The sequence below is a fragment of the Ignavibacterium sp. genome, from assembly GCA_032027145.1.
Lineage (GTDB): Bacteria > Bacteroidota > Ignavibacteria > Ignavibacteriales > Ignavibacteriaceae > IGN3.
This window is the reverse complement of sequence record JAVSMP010000001.1, coordinates 232534-255775: the sequence shown is the minus strand read 5'-3', so window position 1 is coordinate 255775 and position 23242 is coordinate 232534. Positions and strand designations below refer to the sequence as shown.

The 23242-nt window shown below is 33.4% G+C and carries 23 protein-coding genes; 15 read left to right on the top strand and 8 right to left on the bottom strand.

Annotated features, from left to right (window positions below; all coding sequences use genetic code 11):
• Positions 1-70 precede the first annotated feature (70 nt).
• The 9 genes from ROY99_00985 to glnA all read left to right on the top strand — a co-directional run bounded on the left by ROY99_00985 (position 71) and on the right by glnA (position 8439).
• Positions 71-1888 carry a hypothetical protein gene (locus tag ROY99_00985; GenBank protein ID MDT3694932.1) on the top strand — a complete coding sequence of 606 codons (1818 nt, stop codon included), beginning with the start codon at positions 71-73 and terminating at the stop codon, positions 1886-1888.
• Between the two features lie 16 nt (positions 1889-1904).
• A complete protein-coding gene (locus ROY99_00980) occupies positions 1905-3722 on the top strand; it encodes a carbamoyltransferase (GenBank protein MDT3694931.1) in 1818 nt (605 codons plus the stop codon).
• A 3-nt stretch (positions 3723-3725) separates the two neighbouring features.
• On the top strand, positions 3726-4142 hold the full coding sequence (locus ROY99_00975; GenBank protein MDT3694930.1) for an SxtJ family membrane protein: 417 nt from the start codon (positions 3726-3728) through the stop codon (positions 4140-4142).
• A gap of 87 nt (positions 4143-4229) precedes the next feature.
• On the top strand, positions 4230-4388 hold the full coding sequence (locus ROY99_00970) for a DUF5989 family protein (protein MDT3694929.1): 159 nt from the start codon (positions 4230-4232) through the stop codon (positions 4386-4388).
• Positions 4389-4434: 46 nt separating this feature from the next.
• On the top strand, positions 4435-4596 hold the full coding sequence (locus tag ROY99_00965) for a hypothetical protein (protein MDT3694928.1): 162 nt from the start codon (positions 4435-4437) through the stop codon (positions 4594-4596).
• Positions 4589-5401 carry a glycosyltransferase gene (locus ROY99_00960; GenBank protein MDT3694927.1) on the top strand — a complete coding sequence of 271 codons (813 nt, stop codon included), beginning with the start codon at positions 4589-4591 and terminating at the stop codon, positions 5399-5401. The genes ROY99_00965 and ROY99_00960 overlap by 8 nt, the downstream gene beginning before the upstream one ends.
• A 187-nt stretch (positions 5402-5588) precedes the next feature.
• Positions 5589-5897 carry a YCF48-related protein gene (locus ROY99_00955; GenBank protein MDT3694926.1) on the top strand — a complete coding sequence of 103 codons (309 nt, stop codon included), beginning with the start codon at positions 5589-5591 and terminating at the stop codon, positions 5895-5897.
• Between the two features lie 635 nt (positions 5898-6532).
• Positions 6533-6979, top strand: coding sequence for an Lrp/AsnC family transcriptional regulator (locus ROY99_00950; protein MDT3694925.1), 447 nt, complete (start codon positions 6533-6535; stop codon positions 6977-6979).
• Between the two features lie 29 nt (positions 6980-7008).
• Complete coding sequence (gene glnA / locus ROY99_00945) at positions 7009-8439, top strand: type I glutamate--ammonia ligase (protein MDT3694924.1); 1431 nt, start codon at positions 7009-7011, stop codon at positions 8437-8439.
• A 91-nt stretch (positions 8440-8530) separates the two neighbouring features.
• Here glnA and ROY99_00940 read toward each other — a convergent pair whose 3' ends face one another.
• Complete coding sequence (locus ROY99_00940) at positions 8531-8866, bottom strand: ArsC family transcriptional regulator (GenBank protein ID MDT3694923.1); 336 nt, start codon at positions 8864-8866, stop codon at positions 8531-8533.
• Between the two features lie 115 nt (positions 8867-8981).
• Here ROY99_00940 and ROY99_00935 point away from each other — a divergent pair, with 115 nt between their 5' ends.
• From ROY99_00935 to sugE, 3 genes are read left to right on the top strand one after another with little or no spacing between them, the layout of a single operon-like run.
• Entirely contained in the window at positions 8982-11111 is a 2130-nt protein-coding gene (locus tag ROY99_00935) for a S46 family peptidase (GenBank protein MDT3694922.1), read from the top strand.
• Entirely contained in the window at positions 11108-11671 is a 564-nt protein-coding gene (locus ROY99_00930; protein ID MDT3694921.1) for a DUF4476 domain-containing protein, read from the top strand. The genes ROY99_00935 and ROY99_00930 overlap by 4 nt, the downstream gene beginning before the upstream one ends.
• Positions 11671-12000, top strand: coding sequence for a quaternary ammonium compound efflux SMR transporter SugE (sugE, locus tag ROY99_00925; protein MDT3694920.1), 330 nt, complete (start codon positions 11671-11673; stop codon positions 11998-12000). Before ROY99_00930 ends, sugE begins: the two co-directional genes overlap by 1 nt.
• Positions 12001-12026: 26 nt before the next feature.
• Here sugE and ROY99_00920 read toward each other — a convergent pair whose 3' ends face one another.
• A complete protein-coding gene (locus ROY99_00920) occupies positions 12027-12635 on the bottom strand; it encodes a DUF2459 domain-containing protein (GenBank protein MDT3694919.1) in 609 nt (202 codons plus the stop codon).
• 83 nt (positions 12636-12718) lie between these two features.
• Here ROY99_00920 and ROY99_00915 point away from each other — a divergent pair, with 83 nt between their 5' ends.
• The gene (locus ROY99_00915; GenBank protein ID MDT3694918.1) at positions 12719-13696 is read left to right on the top strand and encodes an isoaspartyl peptidase/L-asparaginase; all 978 of its coding nucleotides are present in this window, start codon (positions 12719-12721) and stop codon (positions 13694-13696) included.
• Between the two features lie 27 nt (positions 13697-13723).
• The gene (locus tag ROY99_00910; GenBank protein ID MDT3694917.1) at positions 13724-14230 is read left to right on the top strand and encodes a DinB family protein; all 507 of its coding nucleotides are present in this window, start codon (positions 13724-13726) and stop codon (positions 14228-14230) included.
• 1 nt (position 14231) lies between these two features.
• Here ROY99_00910 and ROY99_00905 read toward each other — a convergent pair whose 3' ends face one another.
• The gene (locus ROY99_00905; GenBank protein ID MDT3694916.1) at positions 14232-15509 is read right to left on the bottom strand and encodes a glycosyltransferase N-terminal domain-containing protein; all 1278 of its coding nucleotides are present in this window, start codon (positions 15507-15509) and stop codon (positions 14232-14234) included.
• Positions 15506-16393 carry a glycosyltransferase family 9 protein gene (locus ROY99_00900; GenBank protein MDT3694915.1) on the bottom strand — a complete coding sequence of 296 codons (888 nt, stop codon included), beginning with the start codon at positions 16391-16393 and terminating at the stop codon, positions 15506-15508. Before ROY99_00900 ends, ROY99_00905 begins: the two co-directional genes overlap by 4 nt.
• 234 nt (positions 16394-16627) lie before the next feature.
• Here ROY99_00900 and ROY99_00895 point away from each other — a divergent pair, with 234 nt between their 5' ends.
• Positions 16628-16891 carry a hypothetical protein gene (locus tag ROY99_00895; GenBank protein ID MDT3694914.1) on the top strand — a complete coding sequence of 88 codons (264 nt, stop codon included), beginning with the start codon at positions 16628-16630 and terminating at the stop codon, positions 16889-16891.
• Positions 16892-16960: 69 nt separating this feature from the next.
• Here the strand turns inward: ROY99_00895 and fbp are convergent, their stop codons facing one another.
• The 4 genes from fbp to serS all read right to left on the bottom strand — a co-directional run bounded on the left by fbp (position 16961) and on the right by serS (position 23121).
• The gene (gene fbp, locus ROY99_00890; GenBank protein MDT3694913.1) at positions 16961-17986 is read right to left on the bottom strand and encodes a class 1 fructose-bisphosphatase; all 1026 of its coding nucleotides are present in this window, start codon (positions 17984-17986) and stop codon (positions 16961-16963) included.
• Between the two features lie 23 nt (positions 17987-18009).
• On the bottom strand, positions 18010-19800 hold the full coding sequence (locus ROY99_00885; protein ID MDT3694912.1) for an ABC transporter ATP-binding protein: 1791 nt from the start codon (positions 19798-19800) through the stop codon (positions 18010-18012).
• Positions 19801-19915: 115 nt separating this feature from the next.
• Positions 19916-21664 (bottom strand): ABC transporter ATP-binding protein, encoded by a 1749-nt coding sequence (locus ROY99_00880; GenBank protein ID MDT3694911.1) that lies wholly within the window; start codon positions 21662-21664, stop codon positions 19916-19918.
• Positions 21665-21843: 179 nt separating this feature from the next.
• Positions 21844-23121: a serine--tRNA ligase gene (gene serS, locus ROY99_00875; protein ID MDT3694910.1), complete on the bottom strand. Its 1278-nt coding sequence runs from the start codon at positions 23119-23121 to the stop codon at positions 21844-21846.
• Positions 23122-23242 lie beyond the last annotated feature (121 nt).

Here is a 23242-nt window from a genome sequence, read left to right as displayed (position 1 = left end):
AAATTTATTTACTTTTTATTTTTATGTATTAAGGCATATTTTGCCGGAAACAAATCTACAATAGAATTAAATGATCAAATCTATATTAAATATTACATTTTTTGCAGTATTTCCGTTACTGATGATCTATCCGCAGGAGAATAATATACTTGCCAGAATTGGAGATAAAGTAATTACTGAACAGGAGTTTAAAGTAAGATATGAGTTAACGCCTCAATTATTCAGAGAGAATAAAAAAATCGTAAAAGAATTAAAACTTGAATTTTTGTACTCATTGATTGCTGAAAAATTATTTTCAAAATATGGTGATGAAATAAAACTTGATACTTCTGCCGTTGTTAAAGAATCGCTAGAATATTTTGAAGAAATGTTTGTGCGCGATGCTCTTTATAAGAAAGTTATAAGGGAAAAAGCAAGATCAAAAGCTGATTCATTGTTATCATTTTATCTTGCCAATGCAAATAATGTGCAGATGATCTATATCTATTCCAAAGATGTAAAAGAGATAAATAATATTTATAATCTCATCAAACTCGGCGTTTCGTTTGACAGCTTGTTTGCAGAGTTAAAGACTGATAAGAATGATACATTAGTCGTATCAGTAGGCGAATTGAATAAATTCATTGAAGATCAGTTGTTTCCGCTTCCGGATGGTTCTGTTTCAAATCCGATTCGGATGGAAGATGGCTGGTATATATTTAAAATTTTAAGGAGATATAATCCGGTTCTTTATAAATCCAGAGGATGGGAAAATGATTATAAAAGCTCTGAAAGGATTGCTATTGAAAGAGCTGAATCTGACCTTTATGATATCTACATAAAAGATTTTTTGAGTGAAAAAAGGATGCATGTAAATTCAAAACTCCTCAGAATTGTAACTTCAGAAATATATTCTGTTTTGAATAACAGATACTCAGAAGGTGAGTCGTCGCCTCCTTATTCACTTTCAATTTTCGATATACCTTATATTAAAAAGAAACTCGGTCCTGATACATTGGGTCTTACTATTGTTGATATGGTTTCTAAAAACTATTCTGTTGATAACTTTCTTTCTTTCTTAAGATTTGATATTCTTTCTGTGGATAAAATAGTTAACAGTTATATTTTTAATGCCTTGAGTAACAAGCTTAGAAAATTTACTGAATATAAAATGCTTGCAGATGAAGGATTCAGATTAGGGCTGCAAAACTCTGATTTAGTAAAAGAGCAAATAAAAATGTGGAAAGATAATTATTATATGCAGCTTCTAACTTCCAGTTTTATTGATTCTGCTGATGTTACTGATCAGGAATTACAAGCGTATCTGCAGAGCAGCAGCAAAAATATCAAAACCAAAAAAGTGAATATCATTCAGATATTTTCAGAAAATCTTGAAACCATGGAAAAAGTCCTTGCTGAGGTTGAGTCTGGAAAAGATTTCAGAGAAATAGCAGAGTATTATTCATCGTTGTATCCAGTAAATCAGGATAAGATTGAATCCGGTTATTTTTCTGTAACTGAAAACGGAGAGATCGGCAGGATTGCCGATAAGATGAACATAAATGAAATATATGGTCCTGTTTCAGTTGACAACAGATTTTTAATCTTTAAACTGATTGATATAAAAGAGGACTCTGTTAAAGTCAGCTTAAATGCAAATGAAGAACTAAGACGCGAACTTGGATATAAAAAACAGCATAAAGCTTTCAATAATTTTATTTCGAACCTTGCTGTTAAATACAACTTAAAAATATTTCCTGATGTATTAAACAACATTCAGGTTTTATCACTCCAGTCAATTGCTTATAATTATCTGGGATTTGGAGGGCGAATACTCGCAGTGCCGTTATTAAATATGAACATGGAGTGGGTTCAGGACTGGAAGAATAAATCAGATGTTATTCAATAAAATGTAATCAAATAGCATGTATATACTCGGTATATCAGCATTCTACCACGATAGTGCCGCTTGTCTTGTAAAAGATGGCGAGATACTTTCTGCTGCTCAAGAAGAAAGATTTACCAGAAAAAAACACGATCACAATTTTCCGCAAAAAGCAATTGAGTTTTGTCTTGCTGATTCAGGAATAATAGCTGATCAGCTTGATCTTGTTGCATTCTACGATAAACCATTTTTAAAATTTGAACGGCTGCTTGAAACTTATCTTACTTATGCTCCGGTTGGAATAAAGTCTTTTATCAAAGCTATGCCGTTGTGGATTAAAGAAAAATTGTGGATGAAGGAAATGATAAAAGATAAACTTGGTTACAAAGGTAAAATCATATTTCCTGAGCATCACGAATCGCACGCAGCATCTGCATTTTATCCTTCTCCATATAACAAAGCTGCTATTATCACAATGGATGGAGTTGGTGAATGGACGACAACAAGTTATGGAATTGGTGCAGGTAATAATATTCAGCTTTTAGCAGATATAAAATTTCCACATTCACTTGGATTGCTTTATTCAGCGTTAACATATTATACAGGCTTCAAAGTAAACTCAGGTGAATACAAAGTAATGGGCTTAGCTCCTTATGGCGAACCGAAATACAAAAAGTTGATCTATGATCATTTAATAGATGTAAAGGAAGATGGCTCCTTCCGTATGAATATGGAGTACTTTAATTACTGTCAGGGACTTACAATGACAAACGAAAAGTTCAATAAGTTATTCGGAGGATTGCCAAGAGTTCCAGAGACAAATCTTACCCAGAAAGAAATGGACATAGCCAGATCACTGCAGGAAGTTACAGAAGAAATAGTTTTGAAGATAGGCAGCCACGTTAATAAAGAAACAGGATTAAAAAATCTTTGTCTTGCAGGAGGAGTTGCACTAAACTGTGTAGCAAACGGAAGACTGCTTCGTGAAGGACCGTTTGAGAATATCTGGATACAACCGGCGGCAGGAGATGCAGGCGGAGCACTTGGAGCGGCATTAATTGGCTGGTATAAATATCATAACAAACCAAGAACTGCAGACGATAAAACAGACACACAAAAAGGATCTTATCTAGGACCTAAGTTCTCAGAAGAAGAGATAAAATCATTCATTCATTCATCTGATCTTTCTGCAAAGAGATATGATGAAGACGAATTGATTGAAACAGTTGCAAATCTTATCAACTCAGAGAAAGTTATCGGCTGGTTTGATGGAAAGATGGAGTTTGGTCCCCGTGCATTAGGTTCAAGAACAATAATTGGTGATGCACGTTCACCTAAAATGCAGGCAACTATGAATATCAAAATAAAATTCAGGGAAGGATTCAGACCATTCGCCCCATCTGTGCTGTATGAAAAGGTAAGTGACTTTTTTGAGATAGAGAAGGAAAGTCCATATATGCTTCTTACTGCCGATGTAAAGAAAGAACGCCGAATTCCGATGACTGATGATGAACATAAAAAATGGGGAATTGAAAAACTTAATGTTGTAAGATCTGATATTCCTGCAATAACACACGTTGATTACTCAGCAAGACTGCAGACAGTGCATAAGGAAACAAATCCTCGTTATCACAAACTTATCTCAAAGTTTGAAGAGAAAACTGGTTATGCAGTAATTATCAACACTTCCTTCAATGTTAGAGGCGAACCGATTGTTTGTGCACCTGAAGATGCTTACAGATGTTTTATGAGAACGAATATGGATTATCTTGTGCTTGGCAATTACATTTTGAATAAGGAAGATCAAAAGCCGGTTGAAAAAAATGTTGATTGGAAAAAAGAATTTGTACTGGATTAAGCTATGCTAAAAGAAGAACTAAAACATATTGATAACTCAGATGAAGCAGTAAAGAAGACAGGAATTACAGTTGGGGTAGTACTGATTCTTATCTCTTTGCTTTTATGGTATTTGGTCAAGACATCATTTATTTATTTTTCAATCATTGGTGGATTATTTGTTATACTTGCATTCATTGCAATCCCGGTACTGCGTCCATTCCATACACTCTGGATGATGCTTGCCTTAGTACTGGGATTTATAATGTCGAGAATTATATTAACAATATTGTTTTACATTATTCTTACGCCAATAGGACTAGTTGCAAAATTTGTTGGTAAAAAGTTTATGCCGTTAGGATTTGATAAAGACGCATCAACATACTGGGAGAAAAGAGAAAATCCGGCAAAGCAACAAATTAATTATGAAAGACAATTCTAACTTTGCGTCCTTTGTGGTAAAAATATTTAACAACACAGTGCACGAAGATTGAGCACGAAGTTCTCAAAGAACAGAGAGGAAAAAAATATGAGCAAACTATCAATACTATCAGAGCTTTGGGATTTTTTAAAAGTAAGAAAAAAATGGTGGCTGTTGCCGATCATTTTATTTTTAGTTCTGCTTGGTGCACTGATAATTGTAACACAGGGTTCTGCGCTTGCACCATTTATCTACGCAATATTTTAATTTTATTTTGCTGGACAGAACAAAGTATCTGCTGCAATTGGATAATATGAAAACCAAAACTAAAATATCTGTGGAAAAGAAAAAGAAACGAATTCCTGTTCCTCAAAAACCGCCGAAGATCGAAAAGAATGTAAAAGCTTATGACAGGGATGAGGAGAAGAAAAAGATAAAGAAGAAAATTCAGGAAGACTTAAACGAGAATGAATAAGACTTCTGTTATTGCCGCATTTTATAATAACATAAAGTATTTAAAACTTATTCTTGCCGGATTTGAAAGACAAACCGAAAAAGGATTTGAATTTATAATTGCTGATGACGGCTCAAAGGAAGAAGTTGTTAAAGAGATTGAACGCATTTCCTCCAATTATTCTTTTCGGATTAAACATGTCTGGCATCCTGATAAAGGATTCAGAAAAAACAAAATTCTTAATCAGGCGATTCTTGTTTCCGAATCAGAACATTTGATTTTTATTGATTCCGATTGTGTACCGCACTCTAAATTTGTAGAAGAACATTTAGGAGAAAGCTCTGCAAACACAGTTTGTACTGGCAGAAGAGTTAATCTCTCCCAAAAGATAACAAGCTTATTAACAGAAGATAAGATCAAAGAAGGGTTTCTTGAATCAAATAATATTTTACTGCTCGAAGATGCTCTGTTTGGTAAATCCAATTATGTTGAAAAAGGATTTTATTTTGAAAATAAGTTTTTAAGAAAACTATTAAATAAAAAAGTGCGCGGACTTCTCGGCTGTAATTTTTCCCTCTTCAAAAAAGATATGCTTGCGATAAACGGTTTTGATGAACGTTATGAAGCTCCCTCGATTGGAGAAGATTCCGATGTGCAATTCAGATTGGAATTAAACGGCATAAAAGTAAAATCACTAAATCATATCGCTGTTCAATATCATCTTTATCATAAACTTCAGGAAAGACTACAAAAAAATCTTGACTTGTTTGACGAAATTAAAAAGACTGAACTATCCTTTACAAAGCATGGATTAATAAAGGAGTAGAAATAATATTTATAAAAAAAACTGCTTTCTATGTTCGGTAATTTTGTTATAGTAGTTTAGTAAAAGTCGTTTTTATTTTTATTATTGTATAAAATATACGGGAATGATTTTTGTAATAAATATTATAGATTAAAATAATTTAAAATTTTATCAAATATTATTTGGGAGGATTACATGATTAGATTATTTGCTCTTATTTTTTCATTCAGCTGTTAACGCTCAACAATATTATAGTTGGGCAGTTGGATTTTCCGGAAAAATTTTAAACACAACTGATGATGGTACTAATTGGTCAAATCAAAGCAGCGGCACAACAAATGATTTATATTCAGTTTATTTTGTTACGTCAACAATCGGATGGTCAGTTGGAAATACTGGGAAAATTTTAAAAACTACTAATGGTGGCACTAACTGGACAACTCAAAGTAGCGGCACAACAAATGATCTTTACTCAGTTTATTTTGTTAATGAAACCACTGGTTGGGCTGTTGGTTAGTCCGGTAAAATTATAAAGTCGATCAATGGAGGTACGAATTGGTCTAGTCAAAGTAGCGGCACTTCACTAGACCTTCGATCAGTCTTCGTTATTCCAGATTCAGTTACAGATGTAAGTGAAGAACCGTTAATTAATTTAAGTAATACAATTTTATTAAAAAATCATCCAAATCCCTTTAACCCAAGCACTACTATTACATATAGCATCCCTGATTTTGGTTTAGGTCCGCTGCCAGTTAAGTTAATCATTTATAATCTCCTGGGAGAAAAAATAACGACACTTGTTGATGAAGAAAAAAGTTCAGGGTTTCATTCAGTTGAATTCAATGCAAGCAATATTCCAAGTGGTGTTTACATTTATAATCTGACAACAAATGGTCATTCTGTTTCCAAAAAAATGTTGTACCTCAGATAGACTTCTTTTTTAGGGACAAGTTACAGCTTGTCCCTGTTTTGTTAGATCAAATATTATATCCATTCAATTCTATCGGTCTAAAAAAATAATACAAAATCTCATTCTGGCTCAACTATTTTAGTAAAACATTAAAAAGTACCATAATTAATTTGGAACAATTATTGTCACCCCTTATATTCGAAACCGAAATTTCAAATAATCCTAAATAATTAAGGCTTATAATGGTAGATGAGATAGATTTAAGGATTCTCCGCACTCTGCAAAAAAAGGGCAGGACAAAACGAAATGAACTAGCTGATGAAGTTAAACTTTCTATTCCTTCTGTAAGTGAGCGGTTGAATAAACTTGAGGAGAAAGGAATCATTGAAGGCTATTACGCAAAACTGAATCGTAAGGAATTTAACTATGATATAATGGCGTTTATCCTTGTAATAATGGATTCCTCAAAACACTATAAAAATCTTATAACAAAAGTTGAAAAGATACCTGAGATACTTGAGTGTCATGCAGTACTTGGCGAAGGATCCCATTTATTAAAAGCTCTTGTTAAAAATACAGAAGCACTCGAAAAAATTCTTTCCGAAATTCAATCCTGGCAGGGTGTAACAGGTACAAAAACAACTTATGTGCTTTCCACAGTTAAAGAAACTTTTGAAATTAATGTTTAAAACAAATAACTAATTATAAAGGAAAATATATGGCAAAATCTTCTAATGGTGCGATTGAAAATGTTCTTAAGTTTATAAAGGATAATGGTATCAAATTTATTGATATGAAGTTTATGGATTTTCCTGGGCAATGGCAGCATTTTACAATTCCGGTTACAAATTTTAACGCTTCATCTTTTGAAGATGGATATGGATTCGATGGTTCATCTATCCGCGGATGGAAATCAATTCACGAAAGTGATATGTTATTAATTCCAGAAGCTGAAACAATGTTTGTTGACCCGTTTATTGTTTCACCAACGATAAGTTTGATTTGTGATGTTTACGAACCGGCAACAAGAGAAAAATATTCCAGATGTCCAAGAAACATAGCACAAAAAGCAGAAGCTTACTTGCTTTTAACAGGAATTGCAGATACAGTTTACTATGGACCGGAAGCAGAATTTTTTGTGTTTGATGATGTAAGATTTGATTCCCAGCCAAACGGAAGTTTTTATATTGTTGATTCAATCGAAGGGAAATGGAATACCGGTAGAGAAGAAAATCCAAATCTAGGTTACAAACCAAGATATAAAGAAGGTTATTTTCCTGTGCCACCAACTGATGCTTTGTTAGACCTGAGAAATGAAATGGTAACTAACTTAATCAATTGCGGTATTGATGTAGAAGCACAGCATCATGAAGTTGCCAGCGGCGGACAGTGTGAAATTGATTTACATTTTGCACCACTTGTAAAAGCTGCCGATCAGTTATTGATGTTCAAATACATTGTAAAAAATACTGCAAAGAAGCACAACAAGACAGTTACCTATATGCCAAAACCTATCTTTGGCGATAATGGAAGCGGGATGCATGTTCATACTTCGTTATGGAAAAAAGGAAAACCCTTATTTGCCGGCTCCGGTTATGCAGGTTTAAGTGAAATGGGATTATATTTTATAGGAGGATTACTTAAACACGCACCAAGTTTACTTGCATTTACTAATCCAACTACAAACTCTTATAAGAGGTTAGTTCCGGGGTATGAAGCACCCGTTAATCTTGCTTACTCACAGAGAAACAGAAGTGCATCAATCAGAATTCCTATGTATTCAACATCTCCAAAATCAAAAAGAGTTGAGTTTAGATGTCCTGATGCATCCGGTAATCCTTATCTTGGATTTTCTGCAATGCTATTAGCTGGTTTGGATGGAATAATTAATCGTATTGATCCGGGTGAACCACTTGATAAAGATATTTATGACATGGATCCGGAAGAATTAAAAGATGTTCCGTCAACTCCGGGAAGTCTAGAAGCCGCATTAAAAGCTTTAGAAAATGATCACGAGTATTTGTTAAAGGGTGATGTGTTTACTGAAGATGTAATTGATGCGTGGATAAAATACAAAATAGATAAAGAAGTAAAACCAATGGCTCTTCAGCCGCATCCTTATGAGTTTAATTTGTATTATGATGTTTAGTTAATTCTCCGTTTGTCATTGCGAGTGTAACGAAGCAATCTGTTTTGCAATATGCAGATTGCTTCACTCGCAGACTCCTTCGCAATAATTTTCACTTTATCCACTCTTTCCAAACATCAGGCTGATAACCGATCGTTACAAATTTCTCACTCCTAACAACAGGCGTTTTGAGTAATAGCGAGTCGGACAACAATTCCTCTTCAATATCAAAAACCTTATACTGCATTCCACGATCTTTAAATCTCTTACTTTCCCTGTCAATTAGATCATCCAGAGGAATTACTCTTGTAATATTATCAAGCTCACCTTTAGCTAATCCTTTTTCAGTTAAATCACGAAAGTGAAAATGAATTCTTCTTTCTTTAAAAAAGCGCTCAGCTTTTTGAGTTTCTTTACATTTTTTAGTCCCGATTATCTGGATGTTCATTTAAATCCCTCAGAAATATTTAGAATAAATTATCAGCAAAGAATGTGATTACTGTTTTCTAATAAGCATCTTAATAATTAATTTGCAATAAATATATAATCAATTTGGTAATGATATGAAAAATAACAATGTGTTTCTCTTTTTCTTTGTTCTGATAATTTTCCTTTTTCAATTATCTTATCCGCAAACTTATTACGGGTTAAATCCTGATACTGTGAAGGCGCAGAAATTTGATATGGGAAAAATGTGGACTTTTGAAAATCCGCCTATTGATTACTTTGAAAAAGAATATGGATTTAAGCCATCAAAAGAGTTACTTGAGAAATTTCAGAAAAGTGCGTTAAAGTTTGGCGGCGGCTGTTCAGCTTCTTTCATCTCTGAAAATGGATTGATTATGACTAACCATCATTGTGTGCGCGATATATTGAAAAGTGTTCAGAAAGAGAATGAAAATATTTTAAGAGATGGATTTATTGCTGTCAGCTTAAATGATGAAAGAGCTGTACCCAAATTGAAAGTTGAACAATTACTAATTATTAAAGATGTTACAGATCAGGTTCAATCTTCAATGGATAAAGGTGAAACTGATGAGGAAAAAGTTGAATTGAGAGATAGTGAAATAAATAAAATTAAATCTCAGGCATCAGAGCAAAATCCAGAATTAACTTTTAAAGTGATCTCTTTATACAACGGCGGTAAATATTCTCTTTATGGCTACAAAGTTTACAATGATATAAGATTAGTATTTGTGCCTGAGTTATTTGTTGCGAAGCTTGGCGGCAATCCGGATAATTTTACTTTCCCACGCTATGGTCTGGATTGTGCATTCCTTCGTGCCTATGAAAATGGAAAACCAATAAAAACAGATTTTTATTTTAAATGGAATAGCGAGGATATTGTTGAAAATCAGCCCGTGTTCGTAATTGGAAATCCCGGCAGAACGAACAGAATTTATACTATGGCACAGATCGAATTTGCAAGAGATATTCAATATCCCATGCTGGTAAATATGCTTAAGGAAATGAATAGTGTTTATGAAAAAAAGGTTGATGAAGATAATGCACAGGATTTTAATTTAATCGCAAGACTTTACGGAATTGGAAATGCACTTAAAGTGTATGATGGAACTTATAAAGCTTTGCTTGATCCTTATTTAGTTGCAAGAAAGATGGATTTTGAAAAACACTTCAGAGAAGAAGTACAAGGCGATAAAAAATTAAACGAAAACTATGGAAGTATTTGGAGCGAAATAGAAAAATTGAGAAAAGAAATGGGAAAAAATTTTCGGAAAGTTTTTGCATACTCAATTGGCGGCTTTGTTTCACCACAATATTTAACTATGGCTAATAAACTTGTTCAGTATGCAAAAAATTTAAAAGATGATAAAATCACTCAGGAAGAATTCGATTCATTAAGTGCAAAATTATTTCCTCAAGACTTTGATAAAGAATTAGAAAATACATTAATGGTTATCAAGCTGAATATTGTTAAGAATAATCTGCCGGATAATGATAAAATAGTTTCGAAGTTGATCGGTGATAAATCAACAAAGCAGGCTGCTGATGAAATGATAAGAAATTCTGTATTCACCTCATCAGAAAAATTACTTAAACTTGTAAGAAAAGGTGCCGATGCAGTTTTAAATTCTGATGATCCTTTTATCTTTTTTATATTAAACACTCAGGATGAGCTAGCACAAATACTGGATGAAAATAAATCCCGCATAGATAAAGAAGAAATCCTTAATCAAATGCTTGGTGAAGCTTTATATAAAGTCTATGGCGATGCTATACCACCTGATGCAACAGGCACATTAAGATTGGCTGATGGGATTGTAAAAGGTTATAATTATAATGGTACTGAAGCGCCAATTAAGACTACTTTTTACGGCTCATTAGATCGTTATTATTCGTTTAATAAAAAGTTTCCGTTTAATTTACCGGCATATTGGGAAAATCTTCCGAAAGAATTTGATCCTTCAGCTTCGTTAAATTTTGTAAGCACAAATGATATTGTCGGCGGAAACTCAGGAAGCCCGGTTGTTAATGTTAAAGGCGAGATTGTCGGACTCGCATTTGATGGGAACATTGAAAGTTTACCGAGTAATTTTATATACACAACCGAAGCAAACCGAACTGTTAGTGTAAGCGCAGTGGGAATGATTGAAGCAATTCGTGATCTTTACAAAATAAATAGTTTAGCTAATGAGATCTTAAATGGAAAAATAAATCAAGAGGAAAAATGAAACTAAAAATCATAATCATAGTTGTTATTCTTATAAGTATATCCTTTGCACAAGAGCATCATCGTAAAGAAAGAAAAAAATATCAGGATATCGAGCTTAAAGAAATCGTGTTGCTTATATCATCAAATTTCGAAAAGCTTGAAAGAGAGTATTTAACAAAATTAAGTTATCGTGATTATAACCGTGCCAAATCTATTTTGATTGATAGTTATGATCTTCTTAATTCAATACCGTTAAAGGATGATCATTATGAAGAACTGCCTTTACCAATCTCTAATTCAGATTTTAACGGACTGATAGAAAGTGTAAAAAATGAAGGGTTTGATTCTGACAGACTCAATGTTATCTCCATTGCAGCTGATTATCATTATTTTTTAGTTGAGCAGGTTTTGCAATTAATGGATCTGTTTGTAATGTCTGACAGCAAACTGGAAGTTGTTAAGATGACTTATCCCAATGTAATAGATAAGAATAATAATTTTAGACTAATTAGTGCCTTTACGTTTTCATCTGATAAAGAAGAAGTAAAGAAAATTATTAGTTCATATCCTGGCAGATAATGTACTGGTTAATATTATTTATTGCCGGATTATTCGAGGTTGCCTGGGCTGTCGGATTGAAATATTCAGAAGGCTTTTCAAAACTTTGGCCCTCAGTGTTTACAATTGCAAGTATGATTATCTCAATGGGAATGCTTGCTTATTCTGTAAAACATCTTCCAGTTGGAACTGCCTATGCAGTTTGGACAGGAATTGGAGCTATCGGAACTGCAATACTCGGAATGATTCTGTTTAGCGAATCAAAAGAATTAATAAGAATATTTTTTATTTTTTTAATTGTTGTTGGTATTGTGGGATTGAAAGTGTTTTCTGATGATTTGAGTAATTAGCTCTTACTTAATCTGCGGATTAGTAATTATTCTGGTTTAATTATTCTTCCGGCTTTTGAAAGTTCATTAAACAATTGCTCAGTTAGAACAACATTCTCATCAATTATTATTCCCGCACTATTAAGACATCTGGCAAGCCAAGTATTACAAGTGTTAAAAAGATGATAGCTGTCTTTTGCTTTGTAAAAAACTATTTTGCCTTCAGCTTTATTGCTCAAAATGATCGGGGTATTATTTGTATCCAACAAAAACGAATTGTTTATAAATTCAAATATTTTGGAAATCTGTTCTTTTGTTATCTCAAGCTCAATAACAATTTCCGATAAATCAAAATATTGCTCTTTGGTAAGATTAAGTCCTTCAACCCGTAAAGCGGATGGTGTTGAATAAAATAAAGCCTTAATAGCCAAACCCAAATCAAATCCGGGGGATTGATAAAATTCTTCATCGCCCCAGCCAATATCTATTAAAGTATATTTTTTAAAATTATCATACTCTAAGAATTTAACAGAATTCAGGTCTTTTGTATCAAATACAATTGCAGTGTGCCAGTTCTGTTTAATAAAGTAGATTGTGTGTTTCTGATTGGAATTTAACTTACTATCTTTAACAAAAAATTGAGATGAGAGATTCAAAAAGAGGAAAATGAGAAAAATATTTATTAAGTTATAAGTGTTCATCGCTCGTTATTTGTTTTCTAATAAAAGAGGAGACCGTTTTGAACTTAAAAATCTACCCGATAATAATAATATTTTTTCTGATATCATTCATTCCATTTAGTTCTTTTTTCTTAATTGCTCAGCAGGAAAGCAGCAAATATACAATTGTAATTCATGGCGGTGCAGGATATTTTTCTAAAGACACACCTGAAGAACTTAAACAACTATATATTAATTCTTTGACCGAAGCATTAAACATCGGAAAGAATATTCTTTCAACTGGAGGAACCAGTTTAGATGCTGTTGAAAAAGTTATCAATTATTTGGAAGATAATATTTTATTTAATGCTGGCAGGGGTGCTGTATTTACATCCGAAGGGAAGCATGAACTCGATGCTTCAATTATGCAGGGTAAAGATCTTACCAGCGGAGCAGTTGCCGGTGTAACGATTATTAAAAATCCAATTTCGCTTGCCAGATTAGTAATGGAAAAAACCGAACACATTTTGTTTGCTGGCAGAGGTGCTGATGAGCTTGGTATTCAGTTTGGAGTTGATATAGTTCCTAATTCATATTTCCATGATTCTACAAATTACTTTAAATGGTTAAAATCAAATTTACCAAAGCAGCAGGGAGAAACAGTTGGATGCGTTGCTCTTGATAAATATGGTAATATTACTGCAGGTACATCAACTGGTGGAAGACAAAACAAAATGCCGGGAAGAGTTGGGGATTCACCGCTTATTAATGCAGGTACTTATGCAAACAATAAAACTTGCGGAGTATCAGCAACTGGAATTGGAGAACTGTTTATAAAAAATACTGTTGCCTTTAATATTTCTGCGTTGATGGAGTATAAAGGATACACATTAAAACAAGCTTGCGATGAATTAATTTATAAGCGGTTGCCTGAAAACAGCGGAGGAATTATTGCCGTTGATAGCGAAGGAAATTTCGAAATGCCGTTTAACACTTTTAGTATGATGAGAGCGGTGGCAAATGATAAAGGAGTATTTAAGGTAGAAATCTGGAAGTAATCTTTAACTATTTCTATTGGAGGATTTATGCGACCCGTAAAAGGTGATTATGCAGAATATTATCAGCCTTATATTGACTTAATAAAAGGGGATGATATTTTTAGAGTGCTTGTTGAACAAAATCTGGAATCACAAAATATTCTTAACTCGTTTCCTGAAAGCAAAGGTAATTTTAGCTATGCCGAAGGGAAGTGGACTGTGAAGGAGGTTATCGGACATTTAATGGATGTTGAAAGAGTATTTGCATACCGCACCTTATGCGTTGCACGCGGAGAAACTAAACCGCTTCCTTCTATGGAGCAGGATGATTACGTAAAAAACGGTAACTTTAATAACAGACAATTGTTTGATTTAATTTATGAGTATAGATTGGTCAGAGAATCCAATATACTGTTATTCGGCAGTTTTGATAAGTCGGTTTTACAAAACAAAGGCAATGTTAACGGAAATGTTACAACTGTTCTTGCCTTGATTTTTATGATTGCAGGACACGAAAAGCACCATCTTAATATTTTAATGGAAAGATATATGTAAATCAGATAGCAGGATATATCATGCTAAGTATTTTCTGAGTTGCACCTATATTGGTTTTTACATATTCAGATGAAATTTGTCCGGTCTCTTTTCTAAGTTTCTCTTCTGAAAATAATTTTCTGAGATTTTTATAAGCAGTTCTTTTATCTTTTATAATTATTCCTCCGCCAATCTCAACAAGCCTGATTGCTTCCTGAGAGTTCTCAATCTTCGGCCCGAACAAAACCGGAGTCCCATATACTGCAGCTTCAAGTACATTATGAATATTTTGCTTAAAGCTTCCGCCAACAAAAGCAACATCAGCATAAGTGTATAATGTAAGCAATATGCCGATTGAATCAATCAGAATAACTTTTTCATCAGAATAATTGTTAAGATGTGAAAAGCGGATAGTCTTTAGCTTACCAGAAAATTCATTTTCAATTTTTTCAAGATGGATTACTGTAGGCTCATGCGGTGCAACTATCATTATCACTTTATCATCAAAATTTGCAAGTTTAATAAATGCCGGAAAAATCACTTCTTCATCCTGCTCCCAGGTACTTCCGGCAACAAATACTTTTTTATTCTTAATAATATTATCTGAGATTAATTTTTTTTCTTTTGCTAATAAACTTCGTTTATAAACCCTGTCAAATCGTGTATCACCTGCTATAACGATTTTGTTTTCTGATATTCCGAATTTTCTGAATTCTCCGGCATCTTTTGAAGAAACGGTTAAAATCTTATCAAGATAGTTGTAAAGAATTTTATGAAATGATTTTATTACCGGAAAGCTTCGCGGAGAGTTTCCGCGCAATGTAGCATCAACCAAATAAGCAGGGATATTCTTTTTGTTGAGTGTCTCTATAATATTTGGCCATAAATCATATCTCATAAAAATTGCTAATGCAGGATTTGTAATTGAGATAAACTTTTTTGCATTTTGTCTTGTATCGAAAGGAATATAGGAGATAAGATCAGCATGCGGATATTTATTTGAATTAATATATCCTGATGGAGAAAAAAAGGTAATTAAAACATTAACATCTTTGTCTTTTTTCAACTGTTCAATAATTGGTTTTGCCTGTTCAAACTCTCCTAATGAAGATGAATGAAACCAGACAAGCTTTTTATTTTTATCAATAGCAGACGCATTAAGAATTAATTCTTCATAAACTCTTTTTCGTCCGATTATACCGATTCGTATTTTTTTGTTAAAGATTCCCGCAAGTCTTAAAGCCGCATAAAGTACAGGTAAAAGCAGAAAGTTGTAAAATATGTAAAAAACTATTTTCATTGATTTCTTAAAAACTCAACTGCAGTTCTGAATACCAGATCCGGTTTAATCTCGATCATACATTTAAAATGTTTTTTTGGACAATAGTCTTTTCCTATATGAGAACACGGGCGGCAATTTAAAGATTTGTTTTCTAAAATTATATTATTACAGTGATAAGGTGTAAAACCAAATTCCTTAACCGATGATCCGAAAATTGTGATAACCTTTGCTTTTGTTGATGTAGCAGCATGCATTAAACCGGAATCGTTACACACCACCAGCGAACACAAATTCATATTTGCAGCGGTTTGAAGCAGATCATCATCATTTGATAAATCAATTGAACCCGGAATTGCTTTACTAATTTCTCTGCATATAACCCGGTCAGTTTTCCCCCCCATCAAGAATACCTGAAAATTATTTTCCGCAAATTTATTACCAAGTTCAATATAATATTCAGGAATCCAGCGTTTGGTAAAGTGACGAGCACCAGGACAAATACCAATATTTATCTTTGTATTATCTATTCTGCTATCTGGTTGTTTATCCGTAACTAACTCCAGACCTCTTTTATCAAGAATTAAATCCGGAATCACAGAAGCATATCTTATTGGAATTTGCTTAGAGTCTTTTAGTCTGTTGATCTTAAACTGCACTAACAAGAATTTATCAAAATTCTTTTTATTAAATCTTAAGACTTTACCTGATAACTGATTAGTGATTTTCTTTGTTCTAAGATTATTCTGAAGGTCAATAACAACATCATACTTATTTTGTATCAGTTCATCCAATAACAAATTATTCTTTTCATCTATCCGGTTGAACAAATAAAATTTGTTTAAGTGAGGATTTAGTTTTACTGCATCTGCATATTCGGCACGTAACAAGAAATCAATATTCATAAGAGGATACAGGTTTTTAATTGCTCTTAATAATGGAGTTGTTAAAAGGATATCACCAAGAGAGCTAAGTCTGATGATTAATATTTTTTGGTATTTAGATAATTCTGCCGTTGTCAAATGATTAACAAAAATTGTTCACGTAAATTTATCATTTCACATAGATATATCCATAAATCAATTTGAACTTTTTGAATATGTGCCTAACTTTGCAGCACAGAAAATTAAGGATTTTATATGACGACTTTACCTCCGCCCAAAGTAAAGAAATTTCCCGAAGACTCGGTTGAATCGAAAGTTTATGCACTTGTAGAAAGCTTTGAGAAATATATTGAGATTCCAAATGACAGAAACAGGCTGGCTTACTGTCTCTACAAATATCTTAATAATGAGGGCGACGAACCGAAGATAACTTTAAAGAATGCAAAGATAAATTTTTCAGGTATATCGTTCGAAGAACTTGCAAAAAAGCTTGATGAAGGGTTAGCAAAGATAAAATAAATCTTAAGAGGCTGTTTCTTCTATTCTGCATATATCAACTGATTTTTGAAACAGCCTCATTTTAAAAAACTACTTGACCTCTATCATTTCATATTCTCTTAAAAACTTTTCTACAAGCATTACATCTTCTTCACTGCCGATAAAAATTGGTGTGCGCTGATGTAATGACTTTGGCTGTACTTCAAGTATTCTCCGTTTTCCATCAGATGCTCTGCCACCAGCTTGCTCAACAAGAAATGCCATCGGATTGCATTCATACATTAATCTTAATTTACCGTTTGGGTTTCGTGAGTCAGCAGGGTACATAAAAATACCGCCATATAGAAGGTTACGATGAATATCAGCAACCATAGAACCAATGTAGCGTGCTGAATAAGGTCTGCTGGTTGCTTTATCTTCATCTTGCAGCCATTTAATATATTTTTTTAGTCCCTGATGCCAGTACAGATAATTACCTTCGTTGATGCTGTATATTTTGGATTTCTTGGGAGTTTTAATGTTTGGATGTGATAAAATAAACTCACCGAATGAAGGATCAAGAGTAAACCCATGAACACCATTGCCTGCAGTATATACGAATAAAGTACTCGATCCGTAAATTATATAACCTGCTGCAAGCTGATGGAGACCTTGCTGTAAACAATCTTCCATTGTGCCGGGCTCATTTCCGGGGGATACTCTTCTATAGATAGAAAAGATTGTACCTATGCTAACGTTAGCATCAATATTAGAAGAACCATCAAGCGGATCAAATAGTAAAACATATTTACCAATATGAAACTCTTGTGGAATATGAATAATATCTTCTTCTTCTTCGCTAGCCATTACACAAAGATGTCCGCCGTGGTCCATAGCTTTAATCATCATTTCGTGAGCATAAATATCAAGCTTCTTAACTTTTTCACCATGTACATTTTCATCACCTGTAAATCCGAGTATATCAACCAAACCCGCTTTATTTACTTCAAGTGAGATAACTTTTGCAGCTAATGAAAGATCGTGAAGGAGATCAGAAAGTTCACCTGTTGCTTCAGGATATTTTCTTTCTTCTTCATAAATATGACGAGCAAGAGTGTTGAATTTCATTCGTTTCATTATTCTCTCCCTTTTATTATTTATTAGTTGGTTTTGATTATTTCCTGATCCTTATACTGGAGTTGATAAAGCTTATAATAAATTCCTCGCTTTGCTAAAAGTTCCTGATGATTTCCGATTTCTCTTATTTCTCCCTTGTGCAGAACAATAATTTTATTCGCATTTTGAACAGTTGACAGACGATGCGCTATCACGATAGCAGTTCTGCCGATTAACAATTTTTCAATTGCTGATTTTATCAGGTTTTCTGCTTCAGTATCAATACTTGATGTTGCTTCGTCCAAAATTAAGATTTTAGGATCATAAGCCAAAGCTCTTGTAAAAGAAATTAATTGTTTTTGCCCGACACTTAAAGTTGCACCTCTTTCCTTAACTTCTTCCTGATATTTATTGGGCAGGTTGGAAATAAATTTATCTGCACCGACTGTTTTTGCGGCATCCATAACCCGCTCGATAGATATCTCATCATTATCCATATTTATATTAGATTCTATTGTGCCCGAAAATAGAAATACATCCTGCAATACTATTGAAATATATTTCCTCAGATCTTTCTTATTAATCTGCCGGATATCTATTCCATCTAATAATATTGACCCCTTCTTAATATCATAAAATCTTGTCAGAATATTAATAAGTGTGGATTTGCCAGCGCCGGTGTGCCCGACAATTGCCACAACTTCGCCGGGGTTAATGCTGAAATTAATATTCTTTAAAACATAATTATCATCATCATAAGCAAACCATACATCCTTAAATTGAATATCACCTTTTACGCTGTTCAGTTTAACAGGCACATCAGGATCTTTTATAAATGTCTGATTATCAAGCAGCTTAAATATCCTTTCAGATGATGCCATTGAAGTTTGAAGTATATTATACTTTTCAGAAAGATCTCGGATCGGACGGAAAAACATTTCTGTAAACTGGATAAAAGCAAAAAGATCGCCAAGTTTTACAGTGCCTTGAATAACTTCGCCCCCTCCGTACCAGATTATCAATGAGATTGCAATTGAGCTGAGTAATTCAACAGTCGGAAAGAAAATTGCATAATAAAAAATTGATCTGATGTTTGCATCCCGATGATCCGCATTAATATTTGAAAATTTTTTAAACTCATCTTTTTCTTTTCTGAATATCTGCACAACACTCATGCCGATAACATGTTCCTGCATATATGAATTTAATCTTGCAAGATGAAAACGAACATCACGATATGTTTCTCTGACTTTTTTTCTGAAAAGAAATGTTCCATAAATCAATACAGGCAGAACAGAAAGCGTAACAAGTGAAAGCGGAATATCCATAGAGAACATAAAAACAAGTATCCAGATAATAATAAACACATCACTGAATACCATTACGATTCCGGAAGAAAACAATTCATTCAATGACTCAACATCGTTTGTAGCGCGTGTTACAATTCTGCCAATCGGTGTTCTGTCGAAATATTTTAATGCAAGCTTTTGAATATGTTCGAAGATCTGTGTCCGGATATCATAAAGAGTTCTCTGCCCAAGATATTGTGTGTAATATGTAAGAAAATATTGAATAATAGCTTGCAGAATCAAAGATGCAAAGAGCAGTAAAGCAATTATTTTTAAACCGCTATAATTTGAGTTCAATATGTAATCGTCGATTGCGATTTTTGTAAGATATGGACGCAGGGGTCCAAATGCTGCTACAAATATGTTAAGAAGAATAGCAAGTATTACATACTTTTTATATGGTTTAATATAAACCAGCAAGCGTTTCATCAATTTTGAATCGTACGCTTTGCCTAATATTTCTTCTTCTTGAACTTTTTCTGACATTTAAAATTAATTTTCTATTTTCACTTAAACAGATTAAAATTACCGCTTTGTTTTGATCTTCAAATTATTCAATATTTTCAGACAATGCTTGAACAAAAGATTATTTTGAAGTGTTCTAATTCAATTCTTCAAGCTCTTTTTCTAATAATTGTCTGTAATGTAAATCAGCATAAATACCATTTAATGCAACAAGCTCGTTATGAGTTCCTTGTTCAGCTATAGTTTCATTATGAATAACAATAATATTATCGGCATCCTTAACTGTGGAAATACGGTGGCTGATAATTATGCTTGTTCTGTTTTTCATAAACTCTTTTAGGTTTTTAAGTATTCTTTCCTCTGTTTGAGTATCAACTGCAGAGAAAGAATCATCAAGAATTAAAATCTTTGGATTGGTTGCAAGTGCCCTTGCAAGTGATGCCCGCTGTTTTTGTCCGCCTGAAAAAGTAATTCCTCTTTCACCAACCATTGTTTCGTAACCTTTGGTAAAAGATTCTACGTCCTTTTCAAAGTTTGCAATATGACTTACTTCTTTAACTTTATCTGTATCAATTTCTCTTAAACCATAGGAAATATTACCGTTAACAGTATCAGAAAATAAAAATGATTCCTGTTGAACTACAGCAATGTTTGTACGTAAAATATCAAGCGGAATTTCTTTAACATTTTTTCCATCAATTTTTACTTCACCTTCAGTTACATCATATAAACGGGGAATAAGATTTATCAGACTTGTTTTTCCTGATCCGGTATGACCAATGATTGCAAGAGTGGAGCCAACGGGAATTTTAAGATTAATATTATTTAAAACTTTGGGTAAGTTATCAGAATATCTGAAAGAGGCATTACTAAATTCTATTTCACCTTTTAATTCTTTAATTGAAAGATCTGTTTTTTCTGAATCATCAATATCATACGGTTCTGAAAAAATCTTATTTAATCTTTTCATACTAGCTTCTGCCTGTTGGATAATATTCATTACCCAGCCGAATGCAATAACAGGCCAGATAAGTATGGATAAGTAAGCTACGAAGGCAGCAATTTCTCCCAGACTCATTTCACCGCTGATAACTTTTCCGCCCCCAAGCCAGATGACAACAATAATTGAAATTCCTGTTATAACAGTCAGAATAGGTGTTATCATTGCCTGAATGCGAATAAGGTTCATATTCTTTCTTAAGAATTCTTTGCTTAATTCTCTCCAGCGTTTTATTTCATTTTCTTCCCTTACATAAGATTTGATTACTCTGATACCAGAAAAATTTTCCTGTGCGCGTGTTGTAAGCTGTGAAAAATTTTCCTGAATCTTAACATACTTTTCGTGTATCAGTTTACCTACGCGATAAACTCCGTAAGATAGAAACGGCAGCGGCAATAGTGCATATACCGTTAAGGAAAAATTCATAGACATCATTATCGCAACCACAATTAATAATCTTATTGAAGTATCAATGGAATACATAACCGCCGGACCAATAAATGATCTGATTGCATTAATATCATTGGTTGCGTGCGACATAATATTTCCGGTTGAATTATTCTGGAAATATCTTAGCGGAAGTTTTTGAATGTGTGACCAGAAATCTCCCCGAAGGTCATATTCAATTTCTCTCGAAACAACAATTATTGTTTGTCTAATTGAATATCTGAATATTCCTCCTACAACAGAAGTTACAACGATTAGCGCAGCGTATTTTAACAGTATAGCTGAGGTTGTATTTTTCTGAAGTTCATCAATTGCATCTTTTAATAAAATTGGAAGATAAACTGTCATTGAATTGGATATCAGAATGAAAGCAATTCCCCAAAATAATTTGGTTTTATATCTCAGAAAATATTTTTTAAGAGTTAGAAGATTCTTCATTAATGAAAACTAAAAGAAAGATTTCTATTTGTTGTTACAAATTAAAAGTGTTATCGCTAAATAATAGTGCGAATATAAAAACCCCGACTTTGTTTCGGGGTGATAAAAATCTCAAAAATGTATTGACAGGGTAATATTAAGTCAAATCAAGCCAAAGAATAAAAAGATTAGTCATCTTATTATTCAATAACATTAAATCCTGTGTATTTATGCAAAATTTTTGGAACGATTACCTTTCCCTCTGGTGTTTGATAGTTTTCTAAAAGTGAAACCATCAATCTGCTTGTTGCTAAACCGCTGCCGTTTAATGTATGAACAAATTCAGGTTTTTTTGTTTGCTCGTTTCTGAAACGGATACCCGATCTTCTTGCCTGAAAATCTTCAAAGTTGCTGCAGGATGAGGCTTCTAGCCATTTATTTTCTGCAGGCGACCAGGTCTCGATATCATAACACTTAGCTGCTGAAAAACTAAGATCACCTGAACACAGCATTAAAATTCTATAAGGAATATTTAACGCCTGCAAAATATCTTCAGCATCTTTTACAAGTAATTCTAATTCGTTGTAAGAAGTTTCAGGCTTAACGAACTTCACCATTTCAACTTTATTGAATTGATGAACCCGTAAAAATCCTTTTGATTCTTTTCCATAAGATCCAGCCTCTCTTCTGAAACAGGCTGAGTATCCTACATATTTTATAGGTAGATCTTTTTCATTCAATATTTCATCTCTATGAATATTTGTAACCGGAACTTCAGCAGTCGGTATCGGATACAAACCATCTTTTTCTATGTGGTACATATCTTCTTCCATCTTAGGCAGTTGACCCGTTCCGCGCATTGATTCTTTGTTAACCAAAAACGGCGGAAAGATCTCTGAATAGCTATGGTTCTGTAAATGATAATCAAGCATAAAGTTGATTAAGGAGCGCTCAAGTGTTGCACCTTTGCCTTTATAAAGTGGAAATCCTGAACCGCTGATTTTTGCACCTCGCTCGAAATCAAGTATGTTAAGTTTTTTCCCAAGTTCAACATGATCCATCGGTTTAAAATCATTTTCAAATTTAAATCCTTTGGGTAACCATTGTTTTACCTCAACATTTTCGTCTGCGGTTTTTCCAACAGGTACAGAAGAGTGCGGAAGATTTGGAATAAATCTTAATATTGTATCAATCTCTTCTTCAATATTTCTGAGTTTGCTGTCGTATTCAGCAATTTCTTCTCCGACTCTTTTCATCTGGGCAATAATTTCTGTTGCATCCTGTCCGGATTTTTTCATTTGTCCAACTTGCTGAGAAACCGTGTTTCGCTTTGACTTCAGTTCATCAGCGTGTGCAATGAAATCTCTTCTTTGTTTATCAAGTTCAAGAAGTTCATCAACACGATTTTTTTCGTTTTTGTTCGCGATTCCTTGCTTAACAATTTCAGGATTTTCACGAATAAGCTTTATGTCTAACATTTATACTTCCTTTAAACCAATGGTACACTGATTATTATGATGTCTATGATTTCTTATGATTTTTAAATTCAGATATTAACACTCTTCTTTTAAACTTTGGCTCTTTACCAAAGTTTAAAAG